This window comes from Sphingobium aromaticiconvertens (assembly GCF_037154075.1).
In the GTDB taxonomy this organism is placed as follows: domain Bacteria; phylum Pseudomonadota; class Alphaproteobacteria; order Sphingomonadales; family Sphingomonadaceae; genus Sphingobium; species Sphingobium aromaticiconvertens.
In genome coordinates, this window is the sequence record NZ_JBANRJ010000001.1 from 4,232,308 (window position 1) to 4,250,493 (window position 18,186).

The 18,186-nt window shown below is 64.1% G+C and carries 13 protein-coding genes, 2 pseudogenes and 1 riboswitch; of the genes and pseudogenes, 4 read left to right on the forward strand and 11 right to left on the reverse strand.

Annotated features, from left to right (window positions below):
- Nucleotides 1-9 precede the first annotated feature (9 nt).
- A complete protein-coding gene (gene spt / locus WFR25_RS20410; RefSeq protein ID WP_336973229.1) occupies nucleotides 10-1,251 on the forward strand; it encodes a serine palmitoyltransferase in 1,242 nt (413 codons plus the stop codon).
- Between the two features lie 75 nt (nucleotides 1,252-1,326).
- Nucleotides 1,327-2,223, forward strand: a pseudogene (locus tag WFR25_RS20415) (sensor histidine kinase); the annotation flags it as partial.
- Between the two features lie 167 nt (nucleotides 2,224-2,390).
- Here the strand turns inward: WFR25_RS20415 and WFR25_RS20420 are convergent.
- Nucleotides 2,391-3,740 carry an IS1380-like element ISSp1 family transposase gene (locus WFR25_RS20420; protein WP_013039775.1) on the reverse strand — a complete coding sequence of 450 codons (1,350 nt, stop codon included), beginning with the start codon at nucleotides 3,738-3,740 and terminating at the stop codon, nucleotides 2,391-2,393.
- Between the two features lie 130 nt (nucleotides 3,741-3,870).
- Here WFR25_RS20420 and WFR25_RS20425 point away from each other — a divergent pair.
- Nucleotides 3,871-4,968: pseudogene (locus tag WFR25_RS20425) on the forward strand (ATP-binding protein); the annotation flags it as partial.
- Here WFR25_RS20425 and WFR25_RS20430 read toward each other — a convergent pair.
- Nucleotides 4,925-5,818, reverse strand: coding sequence for a hypothetical protein (locus WFR25_RS20430; protein WP_336973230.1), 894 nt, complete (start codon nucleotides 5,816-5,818; stop codon nucleotides 4,925-4,927). The pseudogene WFR25_RS20425 and the gene WFR25_RS20430 sit on opposite strands and share 44 nt — an antisense overlap.
- 128 nt (nucleotides 5,819-5,946) lie before the next feature.
- Between WFR25_RS20430 and WFR25_RS20435 the strand changes: the two genes are divergently transcribed.
- Nucleotides 5,947-6,297: a glycine zipper 2TM domain-containing protein gene (locus WFR25_RS20435; RefSeq protein ID WP_336973232.1), complete on the forward strand. Its 351-nt coding sequence runs from the start codon at nucleotides 5,947-5,949 to the stop codon at nucleotides 6,295-6,297.
- Between the two features lie 42 nt (nucleotides 6,298-6,339).
- Here WFR25_RS20435 and WFR25_RS20440 read toward each other — a convergent pair whose 3' ends face one another.
- The 9 genes from WFR25_RS20440 to ftsA form a co-directional block, all read right to left on the reverse strand.
- The gene (locus tag WFR25_RS20440) at nucleotides 6,340-6,984 is read right to left on the reverse strand and encodes a DUF938 domain-containing protein (protein WP_336973234.1); all 645 of its coding nucleotides are present in this window, start codon (nucleotides 6,982-6,984) and stop codon (nucleotides 6,340-6,342) included.
- Nucleotides 6,981-8,555, reverse strand: a complete 1,575-nt coding sequence (gcvPB, locus tag WFR25_RS20445) for an aminomethyl-transferring glycine dehydrogenase subunit GcvPB (RefSeq protein ID WP_336973236.1) — start codon at nucleotides 8,553-8,555, stop codon at nucleotides 6,981-6,983. Before gcvPB ends, WFR25_RS20440 begins: the two co-directional genes overlap by 4 nt.
- Nucleotides 8,552-9,910 carry an aminomethyl-transferring glycine dehydrogenase subunit GcvPA gene (gene gcvPA, locus WFR25_RS20450; RefSeq protein WP_336973237.1) on the reverse strand — a complete coding sequence of 453 codons (1,359 nt, stop codon included), beginning with the start codon at nucleotides 9,908-9,910 and terminating at the stop codon, nucleotides 8,552-8,554. Before gcvPA ends, gcvPB begins: the two co-directional genes overlap by 4 nt.
- A gap of 140 nt (nucleotides 9,911-10,050) precedes the next feature.
- Entirely contained in the window at nucleotides 10,051-10,422 is a 372-nt protein-coding gene (gene gcvH, locus WFR25_RS20455; protein ID WP_336973238.1) for a glycine cleavage system protein GcvH, read from the reverse strand.
- 46 nt (nucleotides 10,423-10,468) lie between these two features.
- Complete coding sequence (gcvT, locus tag WFR25_RS20460) at nucleotides 10,469-11,623, reverse strand: glycine cleavage system aminomethyltransferase GcvT (RefSeq protein ID WP_336973240.1); 1,155 nt, start codon at nucleotides 11,621-11,623, stop codon at nucleotides 10,469-10,471.
- A 181-nt stretch (nucleotides 11,624-11,804) separates the two neighbouring features.
- Nucleotides 11,805-11,908, reverse strand: a riboswitch (glycine riboswitch).
- Between the two features lie 56 nt (nucleotides 11,909-11,964).
- Complete coding sequence (locus WFR25_RS20465; protein WP_336973241.1) at nucleotides 11,965-13,131, reverse strand: deoxyguanosinetriphosphate triphosphohydrolase; 1,167 nt, start codon at nucleotides 13,129-13,131, stop codon at nucleotides 11,965-11,967.
- A gap of 55 nt (nucleotides 13,132-13,186) precedes the next feature.
- Nucleotides 13,187-15,238, reverse strand: a complete 2,052-nt coding sequence (locus tag WFR25_RS20470; protein ID WP_419723176.1) for an SPOR domain-containing protein — start codon at nucleotides 15,236-15,238, stop codon at nucleotides 13,187-13,189.
- A gap of 123 nt (nucleotides 15,239-15,361) precedes the next feature.
- Nucleotides 15,362-16,789 (reverse strand): cell division protein FtsZ, encoded by a 1,428-nt coding sequence (ftsZ, locus tag WFR25_RS20475; RefSeq protein ID WP_336973242.1) that lies wholly within the window; start codon nucleotides 16,787-16,789, stop codon nucleotides 15,362-15,364.
- Nucleotides 16,790-16,897: 108 nt separating this feature from the next.
- Nucleotides 16,898-18,184 (reverse strand): cell division protein FtsA, encoded by a 1,287-nt coding sequence (gene ftsA / locus WFR25_RS20480; protein WP_336973243.1) that lies wholly within the window; start codon nucleotides 18,182-18,184, stop codon nucleotides 16,898-16,900.
- Between the last annotated feature and the right edge of the window lie 2 nt (nucleotides 18,185-18,186).

Here is an 18,186-nt window from a genome sequence, read left to right on the forward strand (position 1 = left end):
GATACGGACATGACCGACGCCGCAATGACCTCCGCCCCAACGGCACCCCGCGACCTCTTTTCCAAATTCGATCCGCTGATCGCCGAGCGGGAGGCGCTGCTGGCGACCGGCGTGCGCGATCCCTTCGCGATCGTGATGGACGAAGTGAAGTCGCCGACGCTGGCCGTCATCAAGGGCAAGGACACGATCCTGCTTGGCACCTATAATTATATGGGCATGACGTTCGACCCGGACGTGGTCGCGGCGGGCAAGAAGGCGCTGGACGAATTTGGCGCGGGCACGACCGGCAGCCGCGTCCTCAATGGCACCTATCAGGGCCATAAGGAGTGCGAGGACGCGCTCAAGGCGTTTTATGGCACCTCGTCGGCGATGGTTTTCTCGACCGGCTATCAGGCCAATCTGGGCATCATCTCCACGCTCGCGGGCAAGGGCGACTATGTCATCCTTGACGCCGACAGCCATGCCTCGATCTATGATGGTTGCTTCCTGGGCGACGCCGACATCGTGCGTTTCCGCCACAATAGTGTCGAGGATCTGGACAAGCGCCTTGGCCGCCTGCCCGCCGAAGCGCTGAAGCTGGTCGTGCTGGAGGGGGTCTATTCGATGCTCGGCGACATCGCCCCGCTGCCCGACATGGTCGCCGCCGTCCGTAAACATGAAAACTGCATGATTCTGGTCGACGAAGCCCATGGCATGGGCTTTTTCGGTCCCAATGGGCGCGGCGTCTATGAAGAGCAGGGCGTCGAGAAAGATGTCGATTTCGTCGTCGGCACCTTCTCCAAATCGGTCGGCACCGTCGGCGGCTTCTGCGTCTCCAACCACCCTAAGTTCGAGGTGATGCGCCTCGTCTGCCGTCCCTATGTCTTCACCGCCTCGCTGCCGCCCAGCGTGGTCGCGACCGCCGCTGCTTCGATCCGCAAGCTGATGAACGCAGGCGAAAAGCGCGCCCATCTGTGGAAAAACAGCCGGCGGCTCCACGGCGCGCTGACCGACCTTGGCTTCACGCTGGGTACGAAAACGCCGCAATCGGCGATCATCGCCGTCATCCTCACCGATCAGGCTCAGGCCGTCGCGATGTGGCAGGCCCTGCTGGAACTGGGCCTGTACGTCAACATGGCGCGCCCGCCCGCAACCCCGGCTGGCACTTTCCTGCTGCGCTGCTCGCTCTGCGCCGAACATAGCGACGAACAGGTCGAGCAGATCATCGGCATGTTTAAAACAGCGGGCAAGGCGACGGGCGCCATCGGCTGAAGGCAGGCACCCGGTCCGGCCACGCGCACAACTCGTCGCTTTATCCGTCCTCGCGCTTCGGCTAGAACAGGAGTCATGGAGGGCGACTTTCCTGACGATGACATGACGACGGACCGTTGGCGCACGCTGTTGCGCCGCGGGCTGCCGATCCTGCTCGGCCTGTTGCTGACGGGCACGCTGGGCCTGTTACTCTACAGTGCCAACCGCGCGCAGCAGGATCATGAAAAGGCGCTGGACGAACAGCGCCGCAGTTTCGAGATCATTGCCCTCGTCCGCCAGTTGGAGGGCACGACGGCCCGCGCCGAAGCAACGCTCGCCCGCTATGTCATCAGTCTTGATCCCGACACCGGCCGCCTGTTCCAGTCGCAATGGCGATCGGGCGCGGGGCAGTTGAAGTCGCTCGGCTACGCCACCCGCCGGTCGGACTGGCAGCGCGCCAATGTCCGTGAGCTTCAGGCCGCGTTCGATGCGCGCGGCAAGACGTTGAGCGAGATCGGCCTGCGGACCACCTACGATCAGAAAATGGGGGCGCTCGCCCAGTTCCACCGTGCGGGCAAATCCGAAGACCTTGCCCGGATGACCAGCCTGATCGACCGCATCACAAAGGCGGAAGCCGCGCGGTTGCGCGAACGCAGCCTTGCCGTCAGCCTGGCGGGCGACCGCAACGCGCAGGCAGGCAAGACCTCCCAACTGGTGGGCCTGATCCTGTTGCTCGGTATCCTGTTCGGCGCCTGGGTCATCAATGTCGCCTATAGCGACCGCCGCAACGCTCGCCGCCTTGCGGAAGTAGAGGCCGAGCGCGCCGACCGGATGGAGGCCGCCGTGACCGCTCGCACCGCCGAACTACGCGATGCCAATGCCCGATTGAAGGAAGAAGCCGCCGAACGCGCCGCCGCACAGGACAGCCTGCGCCAGATGCAGAAGATGGAAGCCGTGGGTCAGTTGACCGGCGGTATCGCGCATGATTTTAACCTCTCTTATTCACGACGCTCGGTTTCGGGCCCGCTCTGGGCATTTGCTGCGGCTGGCTGTATTGCGCGGACGACCGGCATCGCTGGCGTTTGTTTCACCGCATTCGGATTGATGGGCTTTTCGGGTTGAAGGGCTGGGCTCGGAGTTCTGCGGCGCTGCCGCATGGGCTACGTCGGCGCAGGCTTCAGCCGGAGAACGAGGGCGCGGAACAGGTCGGCATCCGGACAGGCGGAAGCGAAGGCAATGCGGATGCGGCTAGCACTTTCTACGACGCGCGCAGCGACCTTGAGCAGCCGCAGGCGCAAGGTGGTAAACTCCGCGCTTGCCAGAGCAGCGGTCCTGGGCATCGCCTGCTGGATGCGCCATAGCAGCCAGTATGCGGCAGTGTGCAGTATCAGGCGCATCTGATTGGCATTGGCCGAGCGGCACGAGGTTCGGTCGCTGGCGAGCTGGGACTTGTGGCGCTTGATCAGGTTCTCGGCCTGACCACGCGCGCAGTAGAGCGTGTCGTAGATGTGCTCGGCCGATCCTGTTGCCAACGAGGTGACGACATAGCGGATGTCCATGCCCAGCGTGCTGGCCTCGATCCGTGCAACGACGCGACGCTGGCACTTCCAGGTCTTTGCCCCATAGCGGGTCTCGGCATAGTTGCGCAGGACGGGACACTGACGCTGGGCGCGCTTGACCGCGCAGGCATCGGCGACCGCAACAATGGCGGGATCGGCGCGCAGCGCTGAATTGGTGGGCAGGCCGAACACGTAATCGACGCGGGCCGCATCGCAGTAGGCCATGACCTCGGGTCGACCATAGTGCCCGTCGCCGCGGATAGTGATGTGGGTATCGGGCCAATTACGGCGCAGGTGACGCACCAGGCGTCGGATGTGCCCCGCCGCCTCCTTTCCAGAAGGCGTCTTGCCTGTGCGCAGCAGCATGGCCACCGGCCTGCCGGTCGCGGTGTCGTAGATATGGATCGGTAGGAAGCAGCGCTCCCCATGATGCCCGTTCCAGAACGAGAGCTGTTGATAGCCATGCACGACGTCGCACGTGTCGTCGATATCCAGCGTGACCGCTGTCGGAGGGGCGGGATAGCTGGCGCAGTAGATGTCGATCATCGCGGCCATCATGCTGGCCAGTTCGCGCGTAGTCGGTGCATTTTCCCACCGGCTCATCGTCGGTTGGCTGGCCAGCCCCGCGCCCGATTCCGGCAGCTTGCCGAGCGCCAGGCGGAAGCCTGGATCGTCGCGCAGAGCATCGAGATCATCGGCATCCTCATAGCCGCACGCAATCGCGAACACACGGGCACGCAGAATGTCATCCAGGCGATGGATCACCCGCGCTGGATCGCGCGGATCGGCAATACAAGCCGCCAGGCGCTGGCAAATCCCCATCGCGCGCTCGGCCTGTGCAAGCAGTAGAACACCGCCATCCGAGGTAAGCCGGCCACCGTCGAACGCAGCTGTGATTTTCTTGCGGCCGACTGCTGGGAATCCAAATGAGCTTGCGATATCATCGTTCATGGCGGGTGTGGCCCGTGGCATTTTCTGCCCTGCGGCAGGTTCGGCTTAGACACCCAGTTCCTAATTCAGATCAGAGGCTTACGCCACTCCCGCCAACCCTTCAGGACACTTTTGGTGAATAAGGCGGGTTAACAATATGCTGGCCGTCGTCGTCGGTGGACTGGAACTGGCCAAGCGCAAGCTGCGCCTCGCGCCAAAGGAAGCCGCGCACCATATCGACAATGCGATGGACGGCGCCAACCGCGCCTCTGCCCTCACCCGCCGCCTGCTCGCCTTCGCCCGCTCCGAACCCCTCCTTCCCGCCGCCGTCGATCCCGATACGCTGTTGTCGGGCATGGTCGACCTTATCGACCGCACGATCGGCGACCAGATAAAGGTTTCCTTTCAAAGTCAGGCGGATGGCTGGCGCATCTTCGTCGACCAACATCAGATGGAAAACGCCATCCTCAACCTGTGCGTCAATGCCCGCGACGCCATGAACGGTCGCGGCTCCCTGACCGTCGGCACCGGCCGGGCAACCTTGAAAGATGGCGAAATTGGCGAATGCGCGGCGGGCGACTATGTTCGCCTCACCGTTGCCGACAACGGCTGCGGCATGACGCCGGAGGTGCTGGAGCGCGTGTTCGAACCCTTCTTCACGACCAAGCCGGTCGGCAAGGGCACAGGCCTTGGCCTCAGCCAGATTTTCGGACTGGTGCGCCAGTCCAACGGCGAAATCCGCATCGAATCCGCGCCGGGCAAGGGCACCAGCGTCCATCTCTACCTGCCCCGCCGCATCGGCGAGGATGAAGGCATGGGCAGCAACACCCCCATCGGCGACATCGAAACACGCCAGCCTCCCACCCGCATCCTGGTGGTGGAAGATGACCCGCGCGTCCTCAACCAGACGATGGCCGCACTCGCCGAACTCGGTCATCTGCCGGTCGCCTGCAACCATCCGGCCAAGGCCGCCAAGCTCCTGAAAAGCCATGGCGACATCGCCCTCATCGTCAGCGATGTACTGATGCCCGATATGACCGGACCGGAAATGATCCAGAAGCTGCCACCCGCCTCGCGTCACCTGCCGGTCCTCTTCGTCACTGGCTATGCAGGCGATGTGGTCGATGGCGCGCAGTTCGGCGGCCATACCGTTCTGCGCAAACCCTATACGCTGCTGGGCCTCTCCTCAGCCCTCTCCACCGCGCTCAGCGGATCGAGCCACCCCGGATCAGCGCAGGCAGCAGAGTGATCGCACCGATCAGCGGCCAGCGCCGCTGCCACGGCTTGATGACGATCGCAGTTCCAGCATGCCGGTTGATCTTCCAGGCCAGATAGTCGATCCCGCCCGCAAAGGTGAAGCTCGCCTTGGCCAGCCGCACGACGGACAGCCATTTTCCCCGCCGCTGCAACTGCCGCCAGCGCTTTGCCATCTGCTCAGGGGACACGCGCGCCCCGCCCTCAATCGCGCGCAAAGCCGCTTGCCCCACCCGCTCATACCGCGCCGGATCAGAGTCCACGATCGACACCGACCGCCCCGTCCGCTCCGCCCGCAGTTCGGCATTATAGGTCAGCGCGAAACCCGTCTTCCAGATCTCGACGACATCCACGTCCCGACCGGTGGGCATCATCGGCAATGTCAGTTGAAAAAATGTCGGTGCCGCGCTCGCGACCGCCGCCACGGCCCGCTGCCGCGCCAAATCATCCGCCACCCAGACCAACCGTGCGGGCTGCGCGAACCGCGCCCATACCGACACATTATCCGCCTGACTCCCGCAAAGCCGCGCGAAATCCGCCTCGCTCAACACCGCATATTTGGCGGCCAGATCACCATGCTGGAACGGAAAAACATTGGGCGGGATCAAATGATTGGCCGTCGCCAGCCACCGCTTTCCATAGGCCGCACGATAATCCGACACGATCAGGTAGAAATCCAGCATCAACCCTTCGAGATTTTTCTCCCGCAGACACGACCCGTAAAAAAGCACCGCCCGCACCGCGCCGGGATACAGCGCCGCCAGAGCATCCGCCATCGCCGCCGCCTTGGGATCGACAGGTTCGGCAAGCTCCGCAGCGACAAGGGAGGACAAGGACTGGGTCATGCCGCCGTCGTTAGCGGAGACGACAGAAAAAGAGAATAACCCTGTTCGAAGCATAAAGCTGCGACGGGGCGCAACCCATTGGCCCGTCATCAGTTAGCCCTACATCCCACTTTGACGGAGACATGATCATGCGTACCCCTGTTCTTCTCACAGCCATGCTGGCCTCTCTCCCTTTGGGAGCCTGCATGTCCGACGGCTCTGGGGATCGCTATGGCTATGACCGTCCCGGCGATCGCCGACCGCCCCACCACCGCCGCAACCTGGGCGATAACGACCAGATTTATCGCGACAATGACGGTCGCTATTATTGCAAGCGCGACGACGGCACGACCGGCACGATCGTCGGTGCGCTGGCAGGCGGCGTGCTTGGCAATGTGATTGCGCCGGGCGGGTCCAAGACACTGGGCACAATCCTTGGCGCAGGCGGCGGGGCACTCGCCGGGCGCGCGATCGACAAGAACGACGTGCGCTGCGAGTAAGCCGATCGGGACGCGAGCGGCGCTGCCTTGTTGCAGCGCTGCTCAGTCCCTCCGAAACAGCAGCGACAGATTGTTCGCAGGCATTGCCACCCGCCGCTCCAGCAACAGCCCCTGCGCGCGCGCCGCCTCAACAACGTCGCCCACCTCGCGCAATCCCCATGCGGCATTGCGCGCCCGCAGTGATGCATCGAACGCCATGTTGGATGGCGCCGTCTCGACATCAGCTTCCAGATATGGCCCGTAAAGATAAAGCAGCCCGCCCCGCGGCACTATAGTCCCGGCACCCCGCATCAGCCCCAGCGTTGCCGCCCACGGACTGATATGCACCATGTTGATGCACAGGATCGCGTCGGCCGCAGCAACCGGCCAATCAACCGCCGCCGCATCCAGCGCCACAGGCGCGCGTAAATTGACAAGCCCCGCCTCACTCCGCCAGCCCGCGATGGACTCCAGCGCCGCCGGGTCAGGATCGCTCGGTTGCCAATCGAGATCGGGAAAGGCCCCGGCGAAATAAACGCCATGCTCGCCGCTCCCGCTCGCCACCTCCAGCACGAGGCCAGCCGGCGGCAGCGCATCGCGCAACACCGCGACAATTGCCTCGCGGTTCCGCACGGTCGCGGGCGCATGACGCCGCGCCCCGGACGCAGGCGCAGCGCCCGCCGTCCAGGGCGACGGCGCGTCGGTCATTCGGCGGCCTGCGCCAGTTTCTCCGGCTCATTCCACACCAGCACCGGCTTGCGCGCGGCCAGCGTTTCATCCAGGCGACGGCGCGGCGCATGATAGGGCGCGCCCTTCAGCACCTCGTCCCCGGCCTTGGCCCGCTCGGCCAAGGAGCGCAGCGCCATGATGAACTGGTCCAGCGCCGCCTTGCTCTCCGTCTCGGTCGGCTCGACCAGCATCGCACCATGAACGACCAGCGGGAAATACATGGTCATCGGGTGGAAGCCCTCGTCGATCAGCCCCTTGGCGATGTCCAGCGTGGTGAAGCCTTCGGCCAACCCCTTGTCGCTGAACAGCGCCTCATGCATGCACGGCCCGCTGCCGCCGAACGGCGCGTCCAGCACGTCGTCAAGGCTGCGGAGGATGTAATTGGCGTTCAGCACCGCATCCTCGCTCACCTGCCGCAACCCGTCCGCGCCATGGCTCAGGATATAGGTCAGCGCGCGGGTGAACATGCCCATCTGCCCGTGGAAGGCGACCATGCGGCCAAAGCTGCCGCCATGATGCTCACCCGCCGTCTCTTCCTCGACCAGTTCGAACCGGTCGCCCTGTTTTTCCACGAAAGGCAGCGGCGCGAACGGCGCCAGCGCCGCCGACAACACCACCGGGCCAGAGCCGGGACCGCCGCCCCCATGCGGCGTTGAGAAGGTCTTGTGCAGGTTGATATGCATCGCATCGACGCCCAGGTCACCGGGCCGCACCCTCCCGACGATGGCGTTGAAGTTCGCGCCATCGCAATAGACGAAGGCCCCCGCCGCATGGACCGCATCGGAGATCGTCTTCATGTCGCGCTCGAACAGCCCGCAGGTATTGGGGTTGGTGATCATCACCGCCGCCACATCGGGGCCAAGCCGAGCTTGCAATGCAGCCAGATCAACACGCCCCTCGGGCGTCGCCGGAATATCCTCAACCTTGTAGCCGCAAAAGGCAGCCGTTGCGGGGTTCGTGCCGTGCGCACTCTCAGGCACCAGCACCACCGAGCGCGCATCTCCGCGCGCCTCCAGCGCCGCGCGGATCGCCAGCAGGCCGCACAATTCGCCATGCGCGCCCGCCTTCGGACTCATCGCGACGCTGTGCATGCCGGTGAGCCTAATCAGCCATTCCGCCAGCTCATGGATCACCGCCAGCGCGCCCTGCACCGTCGACTGCGGCTGGAGCGGATGAATGTCCCCAAAGCCGGGCATCCGCGCCACCTTCTCGTTGAGCCGCGGGTTATGCTTCATCGTGCACGACCCCAGTGGGAATAACCCCAGGTCGATCGCATAATTCTGGCGCGACAGACGCGTATAATGACGCACTGTCTCCTGTTCCGACAGGCCCGGCAGGCCGATGGCCGCCTTGCGCTCCAGCCCACCCAGTCGGCTCGCAACCTTGGGAGCCTCCGCGAAATCCACGCCGGTCGTGTCGGTCGCCCCGATCTCGAAGATCAGCGCCTCTTCCAGCATCAGCGCGCGATTGCCCGTGACGGTGGCAGGCGCCATATGCGCTTCCTTGACCGGCTCGGGCGAGGTCGGGCGGTCTTCCTTGAACATGATCATGCCAGTTCCTCCTCGATCGCGCGGGCCAGCGTTTCGATATCCTCCGCCGTCACCGTTTCGGTCACAGCCACCACCAGCCCGTTGCCCAGTTCGGGCGCATCGGGGAACAGACGACCAAGCGACACGCCGCCCAACACGCCCTTGTCGGCCAACGCGCGCACAACCTCGCGTGCGTCCCTGGGCAGCAGCAGCGTGAACTCGTTGAAGAAGCTGTCATTGACCAGCGTCACACCCGGCACCTTCGCCAGCCGTTCTGCGGCCTGCACCGCCAGCCCATGATTGAGCACCGCCAGATCGCGCAGACCGCGCTCGCCCAGCAGGGTCATGTGGATGCTGAAGGCCAGCGCGCACAGCCCGCTATTGGTGCAGATGTTCGACGTCGCCTTCTCCCGCCGGATATGCTGCTCGCGGGTCGATAGCGTCAGCACGAAACCGCGCTTGCCCGCTGCGTCCAGAGTCTCACCGCACAGACGGCCGGGCATCTGGCGTACATATTTCTGCTTGCACGCGAACAGGCCCAGATAGGGACCGCCAAACTGCAGGCCAACGCCGATCGACTGGCCCTCACCCACCACGATGTCCGCGCCCATCTCACCAGGCGGGGTGATCGCCCCCAGCGCCACCGGTTCGGTCACGACCGCAACCAGCAAGGCCCCAGCGGCATGGACAGCATCCGCCAGCGGCGTCAGATCGGCGATGCGACCCAAAATATCGGGATATTGCACCACGACACAGCTCGTATCCTTGTCGATGCCCGCGATCAGCGCATCGATGTCGGTCGCAGCCTCCAGCGTGGGCGCATCATGCATCAGCGTATCGCCGGTGAACTTCGCCATCGTGTTGGCCACGGACACATAATGCGGATGCAGCCCCGACGACAGGATCGCCTTCGAACGCTTGGTGATACGACGGGCCATGCCGATCGCCTCCCAGCAGGCGGTCGACCCGTCATACATGGACGCATTGGCAACGTCGCAGCCCAGCAACCGCGCGGCCTGCGTCTGGAACTCGAACAGGACCTGCAACGTGCCCTGCGCGATTTCCGGCTGATAAGGGGTGTAGGCAGTCAGGAACTCGCCGCGCTGGATCAGGTGATCGACACTGGCGGGCACATGATGTTTATAAGCGCCCGCCCCCAGAAAGAAGGGCGCCTCGCCCGCCGACAGATTCTTGCGCGCCAACGCGCCCATATGCCGCTCCACCGCCAGTTCGCTGGCATGGGGCGGCAGTCCCGCGATCGTCCCCGTCAGCCGCGCCGCTTCAGGCACGTCAACGAACAGATCATCAATGGAGGACGCGCCGACAACGGACAGCATCTGCTGCCGGTCGGCGTCGGTAAGCGGTAGGTAGCGCATTCTATCTTACTCCCCCCTCCCTTCTCGGGAGGGGCCGGGGGTGGGTGCGATTGCGGCAGCAATCGCCGGGGCCGGGCAACAAGCTCGCTTCGCTCGCACCCACCCCAACCCCTCCCTGGAAGGGAGGGGCAAGTATCACATCAAAGCGAGGCGACGAATTTCTTGTAAGCGCCTTCGTCCATCAGTCCTTCCAGCTCGCTCGTATCGGCGATCCGCATCTTGAAGAACCAGCCATCCTCTTCGGGATCGCTGTTGACCAGCGCCGGTTCGTCTTCCAACGCGGTATTGGCTTCGACCACCTCGCCAGACAGCGGCGCATAGACGTCGGACGCAGCCTTGACCGATTCGACCACGGCGGCGTCATCACCCTTGGCAAAGGTCGCCCCCTCGGCAGGCAGTTCGACAAAGACGATGTCGCCCAGCTGTTCCTGTGCATAGTCGGTGATGCCGACCGTCGCGATCTCGCCTTCGACGTCGATCCATTCATGTTCGTCGGTAAAATAACGGCTCATTAGTCTGCTCCCGTAACGTATCAGGATGTTTGGTCAGGATGTTCAATCAGGATTTTGGGCGGTGATACTTATGCTGAACGAACGGCATCGCTGCTACCTCAGCCGCAATCCGCTTGCCACGCACTTCGATCGACAGCGGCGTGCCCACGGCCGCATGGGGCGTGGATACCCAGCCCATGGCGATCGGCGCGCCAACGGTCGGCGCGAACCCGCCCGACGTGACTTCGCCGACCAGAACATCGCCCGCATAGATCGATGCGCCCTCGCGCGCAGGCAGCCGCCCTTCGATCGACAGGCCGACACGGCGCGATCCTGGACCGTCGGCCAGTTCACACACCACGCGGGCATGGCCGATGAAACCACCCTCTTCGCGCCGGCGCTTCTGAATGGCAAAACCCAGGTCCGCACCGATCGCACTGACGCGCGGATCAAGGTCATGGCCATAAAGCGGCAATCCTGCCTCCAGCCGCAGCGAATCGCGCGCGCCAAGGCCGATGGGCTTCACCTGCGGCAGCGCACACAGCGCCTGCGCAAAGGCCTCGACCGCATCACCGGGGATGCTGATCTCGAACCCATCCTCACCGGTATAGCCCGACCGGCTCACCCACAGCGCCACGCCGTTCCACTCAAACGCCCCGCACTGCATGAAGAACAGGTCCGCTGTGCCGGGCACCAACGTCGCCAGCGCCTCGCCTGCCTCCGGTCCCTGCAACGCGACCAGCGCCTGATCGGCCATGTGGTTCATCACCACCTCGTCAGGCAGATGCTCGATCATCCAGCCCATATCATCATATTTGGTCGCGCCGTTGACGACCATATAGATCGCCGCATCATCAAACGCACCATCGCCGGGACGGGCAACCATCAGGTCATCCAATATACCGCCCTCCTCATCCAGCAGCATGGAGTAGCGCTGGCGGAATGGCTTCAATCCCTTGATGTCACTGGGCAATAGGGTTTCCAGCGCGGCGTCCACGCCCTCGCCGGAAAAACCGATCTGCCCCATATGGCTCACATCGAACAGCCCGGCATGTTCGCGGGTCCAGGCATGTTCGGCCATGATGCCTTCATATTGGATCGGCATCTCATAACCGGCAAAGCCGACCATGCGCGCACCCTGCGCCCGATGCCAGGCATCCAGCGGCAGCTTTTCGAGGGGGAGTTCTTCTTCGATGGGAAGGACGTCTTCGGTGGCGGTCATGGAATCTGGCCTTCTTGTGAACGAAAAAAGGGACGTTCGATGCGGTCAGCCCAACAGGAACTGTCGCCTCACGTCACCCCCTCTGTCACGGAACCTGAGAGTTTTGACCGCAATCCGTAAAGGAAATTGCGGCTTACCCCTTCGGTGGGACGATAGTGGTCGTCCGCTTTCCAGAGCGCCTGTCCATGATGCGGTCCTTGGGGCCTGAGAGTTTCCGGGGTGGTTGCTCCTTCGGCGATGGAGATTGAGCCTGAAAGGCTCACCATGCTCTCCCGCATCATGATTCGCCCCGAATCCGGAGCGAAGACTGAAAATGGGCATCGCCCAAACCGGCGTGCGCGTCAATCGGCGATGACCACGCCGCTCCCTCCAAACAACGCAACATGGCGCTTTTCGGCAAATCGATCGGTCATTCCGGCAATGAAATCGGCGATATGGCGGCTGCGTTCCGGTTCCTGCGTCGCGCAATCCTCGACCCACTCCCCGGTCATCAGCGATGGGTCCGCCTGATAGGCCGCAAACAGATCGGTCACGATCACCCGCGCCCGCTCCGCTGCCGCCAACTGGGTTGGATGGTGATAGAGGGTCGCATACATGAAGCGCTTCAATGCGCGCTCCTGCATTGCAAGTTCAGGTGAGAAGGTGACGAGCGCCCGCCCGGCGGCGCGCACATCCTCGATGCTTTTTACCCCCGCCGCCTCTATGTTGGCGCGGGTCGTGGCGATCAGGTCGTTCGCCATATGGCCGATCTGCTCGCGCACCAGTTCGCGCAACAACTTATCCGGCGCGACATCGGGATAGCGAGCTACCACCCGCTCCCAGCACTGCGCGACCAACGGCACGCTCAATAGCTGATCGAGCGTCAGCAGCCCCGCGCGCAACCCATCATCAATGTCGTGATTATCATAGGCGATGTCGTCCGCCAGCGCCGCGACCTGCGCCTCCAGCGAAGGCCAGCTATGCAGGTCCATCGGAAACAGCGCATCGACTTGGCGCATCGCCCAGCCCGGACGCGCGACCGGTCCATTATGTTTCGCCAGCCCCTCCAGCATATCCCAGCTTAAATTAAGCCCGCGAAAGCGCGGATAGGGCGAATCCAGCAGCATGAGCGTCCGCAATGTCTGGGCATTATGATCGAACCCGCCCTGTCCCTCCAGCGCCGCCTCCAGCGCATCCTCGCCCGCATGACCAAAGGGCGGATGGCCGATATCATGTGCCAGGCACAGCGCCTCGGTCAGATCTTCATTCAGCCCCAACGTCCGCGCAATCGTGCGCCCGATCTGCGCTACCTCCAGGCTATGGGTCAGGCGAACGCGGTAATGATCGCCATCTGGCGACACGAACACCTGCGTCTTATGCCGCAACCGGCGGAAGGAAATCGAATGGATGATCCGGTCCCGATCCCGCTGGAACGCGTCGCGTGGCCCACGCGTCTCCCCGCCTGCCTCGGCATGAAGGCGGCCTCGGCTACGATCGGGGAAGCAGGCATAGGGGGCATAGTCGGTCATGGGCCTGCCCTCTAACGGCTTTTGCAGGGACGGGAAATGGGCTTCCCCCGCCCGGTCACTTAAGACGAGTCACATCCTCGCCCACGTCACTCTTCCACGCGAACACATCCGCCCCGTCCGCCTTCAATGACTTCTCCAGCGCCTGTGCGCGGGCGAAGCTGGGGAATGGCCCCACAACCAGCCGGTTGGTCCGACCCCAACTGGCGATCCACGCATCCTGCGGCGCCAGTTCGGGGTATTTCTTGCGTAACCCATTCAGCGTAAAACTCAGCGCGCCCTTGTTGGCGCCCGTGGCGATTTGCAGCCAGTTGCGCGATGGATTGGCCGCCAGCCGCGCCTTTTCGGCAGCTTCCGCCTTCGCCTTGGCGTCCGCCTCTGCCTTAGCCTTGGCCGCAGCCGCCTTCTTCACCTTGTCTGCCGCCGCCTGACGCGTGGCCCGTCGCGCAGCCTGAAGCGCTTCAATCTCGGCCAGATCAACAGCCGCGACAGAAGGCTGCCGTTCGCTGTCTGGCACGTCGATCGCGCGAATAATGTCAGCAAGTGTGCGGGTCGCCGCCGGATCGGGCGCGGGCGGCGACGGAGCTGGCGTTGGAGCAGATGCCATCGCCGTCGGCGCGGGCTGGGACGCAGCGGGAGCAGGCGCCGAAGCCACCTCAGCCCGCTGCACCGGTGCAGAAGCAGTCGACACCGGAGGCGTTGTGCTGCCCCTGTCATCCAAAGTCTCGAAACCCGGTGCGGGTGGTCCCTGCACCGGCGCGATTGTTCGGGCAGCCGACTGGGAAGGCGTTGGCTGGGATGCGGCGGGCGACGGAGCGCTCTGCGCAGGAACCGATTGCGTGGATGCTGGCGGCGAAGGCGCGCCAGAAACAGGCGGCGTGGCCCGTGCGCGCGCCACCTGAACGTCGGCGCGCGCAGCATTCGGCAATGGCTGCACCACTGGATTGGCAGGCGTGGTAGCGACCGATTGCGATGGCTTTTCGTTACCTTGCGTCGCCGGTATCATTGGCGCTGCGGGTGTCGGCTGCACGGTCACCGCCGCACCGCGTCGGGACGCTCTACCCCTCACGTCCGCGGCACGCACGGCAGAATTGGCTGCACCGGGCAACGGCTGCACCATTACAGGTGCCGTCGCACTGCCTGTCGCGACCGCTCGGCCGGTGGCCTGCGCCGGGTTACGAACCGGCGCCTCCTGCACCTGCCGCGCCGTGCGATCACGCCGCCTCGTGGACGATGCTTCCCGCGCAGCCAGTTGCACGCCCGCTGCCGGTTGCGCCTGTGCAACCCCCCCTACATTCGCCCCGGACACTCCGGCTGCAGGCGCAGTCGGCACCACCGCCGCGATCGTCGTACCAACCGTGGTAGGAAAATGCCCGAAATGCACAGCCGCCGCCTTCTGCGCCGGGGTCAGATAGGGCATCTTCTGCATATAGGGAGTCAGGCTCGCGACCATCGGGGCAGGCAAAGTCTGCTCGGCAATCTTCTTCGCATCGTTCTGCTTGTTGTTCATCGCCAGAATGAAGGCACGATAGCGCCATGCCGCCCGATCGCTCTTGTAGAGCAGTGGTTTCAGCACATTGTCCGACGCCTCGATCTGGCCCGAAATACCCAGTGACGCAGCATAGCGGCGCAGCAGTTCCGGGTCTTCAGGCGTCTTCGCCAGCGCCGCCTGATAATCGCGCTGGGCATTGGCCTGATCGCCGGTCATGTCGCGCGCCAACCCCCGATCGCTCAGGAAACTGCTGTCGGGATAGCCCATCCGCGTCGCCTGATCGAAAAGGCGCAGCGCCTCCGCCGGATTTTGAAGCTTGACCATGACCCGGCCCAGCCCGGCCTTGATCCGGCCATTGCCGCTCTGGATCGCATCCGCCCGCGCGAAAAAGCCCGCGGCCGCGCGCGGGTCGTCCAGAGCCAACGCCGCCTCCCCTGCACCGATCAGCGCATTAACGTCACGGGGGTTGGAAGCGAGACGCGCCAGATTGCTGTTGAGATCAGCCGCACCCAACGGGCGAACGAGGTCGGCCTGGCTGGTCTGGGCATGACCGGTCTGAAAAGGTGCGATGCCCGCGAGGATCAGCGGGGCGAGAATCCAATAGGGTCGATATGTCACGAAACGCCCTTAGCAATCAGCGACGTGAATGGGAAATTGCCCGACGCCGCCGATGCGCCATGACGTCCGCTGTCCGCGCCGGATGGAGCACGAACGGCGGCTATCGCCATTTGATCGAGTATCTTACTGGTTGCTCTGACGATTGAGGAAGCGCGGGATGTCGACCCCGCCCTTACCATCTTCCGCGTCAGCAGCCGCCTTGTCAGCGCCACGCGTCAGGCCAGCCATCCGTTCGAACAGCGTACCGCCAGCAGCAGGCTTCGGTGCCGGTTCGGCCTTTGCGATCGGCGCAGGCGCAGGCGCCTCAGCGCTTTCCTCGCCCAACAACAATTCGTCATCACCCGTGTCGGAGAAGATGGCGGCGGGCTTGGGCGGGCTGAGCGGCGCAGGCGCAGCGGCAACCGGCGCAGGCGTCACGGCAGGTGGTGCCTCCGGCACATCCAGTTCCAGCGGCTCTTCCTCTTGCACCACGACCGGGACCGGTGCGGGCGCGACAACGGCGGGCTTGGGCGTCTGCGGCACGGACACCGACGGGCGGCTCGCAAAGCTGAACGGCTGGGTGATCGGCGCGGCAGCCGTACCCGGCTCATTGTCGATACCGGTAGCGACGACAGACACGCGGATCTTGCCGTTGAGATTGTCGTTGAATGCCGAACCCCAGATGATGTTCGCGTCCGGGTCCACCAGGTCGCGAATATGGTTCGCGGCCTCGTCCACTTCCATCAGGCGCATATCTTCGCCGCCGACGATGGAGACGATAACGCCCTTTGCGCCGCGCATCGACACGCCGTCCAGCAGAGGGTTGGCGATCGCCTTCTCGGCGGCCTGCAACGCACGACCATCGCCTTCAGCCTCGCCAGTGCCCATCATCGCCTTGCCCATCTCGCCCATCACCGAACGGACGTCGGCGAAATCCAGGTTGATGAGGCCGGGCATGACCATCAGGTCGGTGATGCCGCGCACGCCCTGCTGCAACACCTCGTCCGCCATCTGGAAGGCTTCCTTGAAGGTGGTGTTCGGATTGGCGATCAGGAACAGATTCTGGTTCGGGATGACGATCAGCGTATCGACATGCTTTTGCAGTTCCTCGATCCCCGCGTCCGCAGACCGCATCCGCCGGTTGCCCTCGAAGGTGAAGGGCTTGGTCACGACGCCCACGGTCAGGATGCCGCGATCGCGCGCCGCCTTGGCGATGACCGGGGCCGCGCCAGTGCCGGTGCCGCCGCCCATGCCCGCTGCGATGAAGCACATATGCGCGCCTTCCAGCGCCTGCTCGACCGAAACGATCGTCTCTTCCGCCGCAGCCTTGCCGATTTCGGGCCGCGATCCAGCGCCCAGACCCTCGGTAATCTGCGGGCCAAGCTGGATGCGACGCTCTGCCGGCGAGGCATTGAGCGCCTGCGCGTCGGTATTGGCGACGATGAAATCCACGCCCTCCACATTGGCGGCGATCATATTGGCGATCGCGTTGCCGCCCGCACCGCCCACGCCGATCACCGCGATACGAGGCTTCAGTTCGTCCACATGCGGCGGGCTGATCTCGATGCTCATATATTCTGCTCCCTCAGCTTCGATCACCTGAAGCGAAACTGTCACTATTAGTTAATGCACGATCCAATTACACAATTCACGCGCTAATTTCGCGGGCCGGTCAACTCGTCAATAGTTGGCCTTCATTGCCTTCATCATTCTTTGCCACCATAATGGAGCGCCGACACGATGCACTGTCTGCGCCGGGGGCGCCATCGTGCGGAGATCAACCGGGTTGGACGCGCCATAAAGCGCCAAACCAGCCAGTGTCGCAAAGGCCGGACCGCTATGCGCCTCCGGCATCGCGGCCAGCCCACGGGGCCGCCCGATCCGCACTGCCCTGCCCAGCGCACCCTGCGCATAATCGGCAATGCCCTTCAATTCCGCGCCGCCGCCGGTCAACACGACCTGCCGCCCGGTGGGTGAATTGAACCCCATGCCCGCGAGGGTCGCATTCACTTCGGTCATCAACTGATTGAGCCGCTCGCAAATCACGCCGACCAGCGCCGCGCGCGTGATCCGCCCGCCTTCCGCATTGGGACCAGCCGCCTGCCCCGCAGCCAGCGGCTCGCCCGCGACCGGCGCAATCTCGATCATCTCGCGGAAATCCCGGCGCGACTGCATGGCCGAGCCATAGAAGCATTTGATCCGCTCCGCCTGACTGCGGCGAATACCAAAAGCAGAGGCGATGTCGTCGGTAATATCAGACGCGCCGATGGGAATGCTATGCAGTCCCACCAGCATCCCGCCCGCGTAAAGCGACACATTGGTGACGCCCGCGCCCAGTTCAACCAGCGCCACGCCCAAATCACGCTCTTCTTCCGACAGACAGGCAAGACCCGTCGCAATCGGCGAAGCGACAATCGAATTGACGTTCAGATACGCCCCCCGCACACACAGGTCGAGGTTCGCCAGCGGCGCCCCATCAGCCAGCACGACATGAATATCGACGCCCAGCAAATCGGCGTGCATCCCCAGCGGTTTCTTCACGCCGATCCGCCCATTCAACGTGAAGCAGGTCGGCTGCGCGTGGAGCACGACCCGGCCATCGGGATCGATTCCCTGCTGTCCCGTCGCCAGCAACTCATCAATATCGGCCTGCTCGACCCGGTCGCCACCCATGTCGCGCTCGACCGTCACCACATCACTCACCAGACTTCCGCCCGAAAAGCTGACCCACACATCCTCGATATTGGTGCCCGCCACCCGCTCGGCCTGCTCCACCGTCTCGCGCACGGCCAGTTCGGTGCGTTCCATGTCGGCAATGAAGCCACGCCGCACGCCGCGGCTCTCCCGCTGGCCGGTGCCCAGAATAGCGAGTTCGCCATTCTCCATCCGCCCGGCGATCAGCGCAGACACTTTCCACGATCCAACGTCGATCGCGGTAATCAGCTTGTCGACCTTGGGTGGTGCCATGG

Excerpts from the sequence above, each read along its gene's own strand:
- gcvPA (WP_336973237.1), bottom strand. The coding sequence starts at position 9,910 with ATGCGCTACCTACCGCTTACCGACGCCGACCGGCAGCAGATGCTGTCC.
- WFR25_RS20420 (WP_013039775.1), bottom strand. The coding sequence starts at position 3,740 with ATGAACGATGATATCGCAAGCTCATTTGGATTCCCAGCAGTCGGCCGC.
- WFR25_RS20435 (WP_336973232.1), top strand. The coding sequence starts at position 5,947 with ATGCGTACCCCTGTTCTTCTCACAGCCATGCTGGCCTCTCTCCCTTTG.
- spt (WP_336973229.1), top strand. The coding sequence starts at position 10 with ATGACCGACGCCGCAATGACCTCCGCCCCAACGGCACCCCGCGACCTC.
- WFR25_RS20465 (WP_336973241.1), bottom strand. The coding sequence starts at position 13,131 with ATGACCGACTATGCCCCCTATGCCTGCTTCCCCGATCGTAGCCGAGGC.
- WFR25_RS20440 (WP_336973234.1), bottom strand. The coding sequence starts at position 6,984 with ATGACCGACGCGCCGTCGCCCTGGACGGCGGGCGCTGCGCCTGCGTCC.
- gcvT (WP_336973240.1), bottom strand. The coding sequence starts at position 11,623 with ATGACCGCCACCGAAGACGTCCTTCCCATCGAAGAAGAACTCCCCCTC.
- gcvH (WP_336973238.1), bottom strand. The coding sequence starts at position 10,422 with ATGAGCCGTTATTTTACCGACGAACATGAATGGATCGACGTCGAAGGC.
- ftsA (WP_336973243.1), bottom strand. The coding sequence starts at position 18,184 with ATGGCACCACCCAAGGTCGACAAGCTGATTACCGCGATCGACGTTGGA.
- gcvPB (WP_336973236.1), bottom strand. The coding sequence starts at position 8,555 with ATGATCATGTTCAAGGAAGACCGCCCGACCTCGCCCGAGCCGGTCAAG.
- ftsZ (WP_336973242.1), bottom strand. The coding sequence starts at position 16,789 with ATGAGCATCGAGATCAGCCCGCCGCATGTGGACGAACTGAAGCCTCGT.
- WFR25_RS20430 (WP_336973230.1), bottom strand. The coding sequence starts at position 5,818 with ATGACCCAGTCCTTGTCCTCCCTTGTCGCTGCGGAGCTTGCCGAACCT.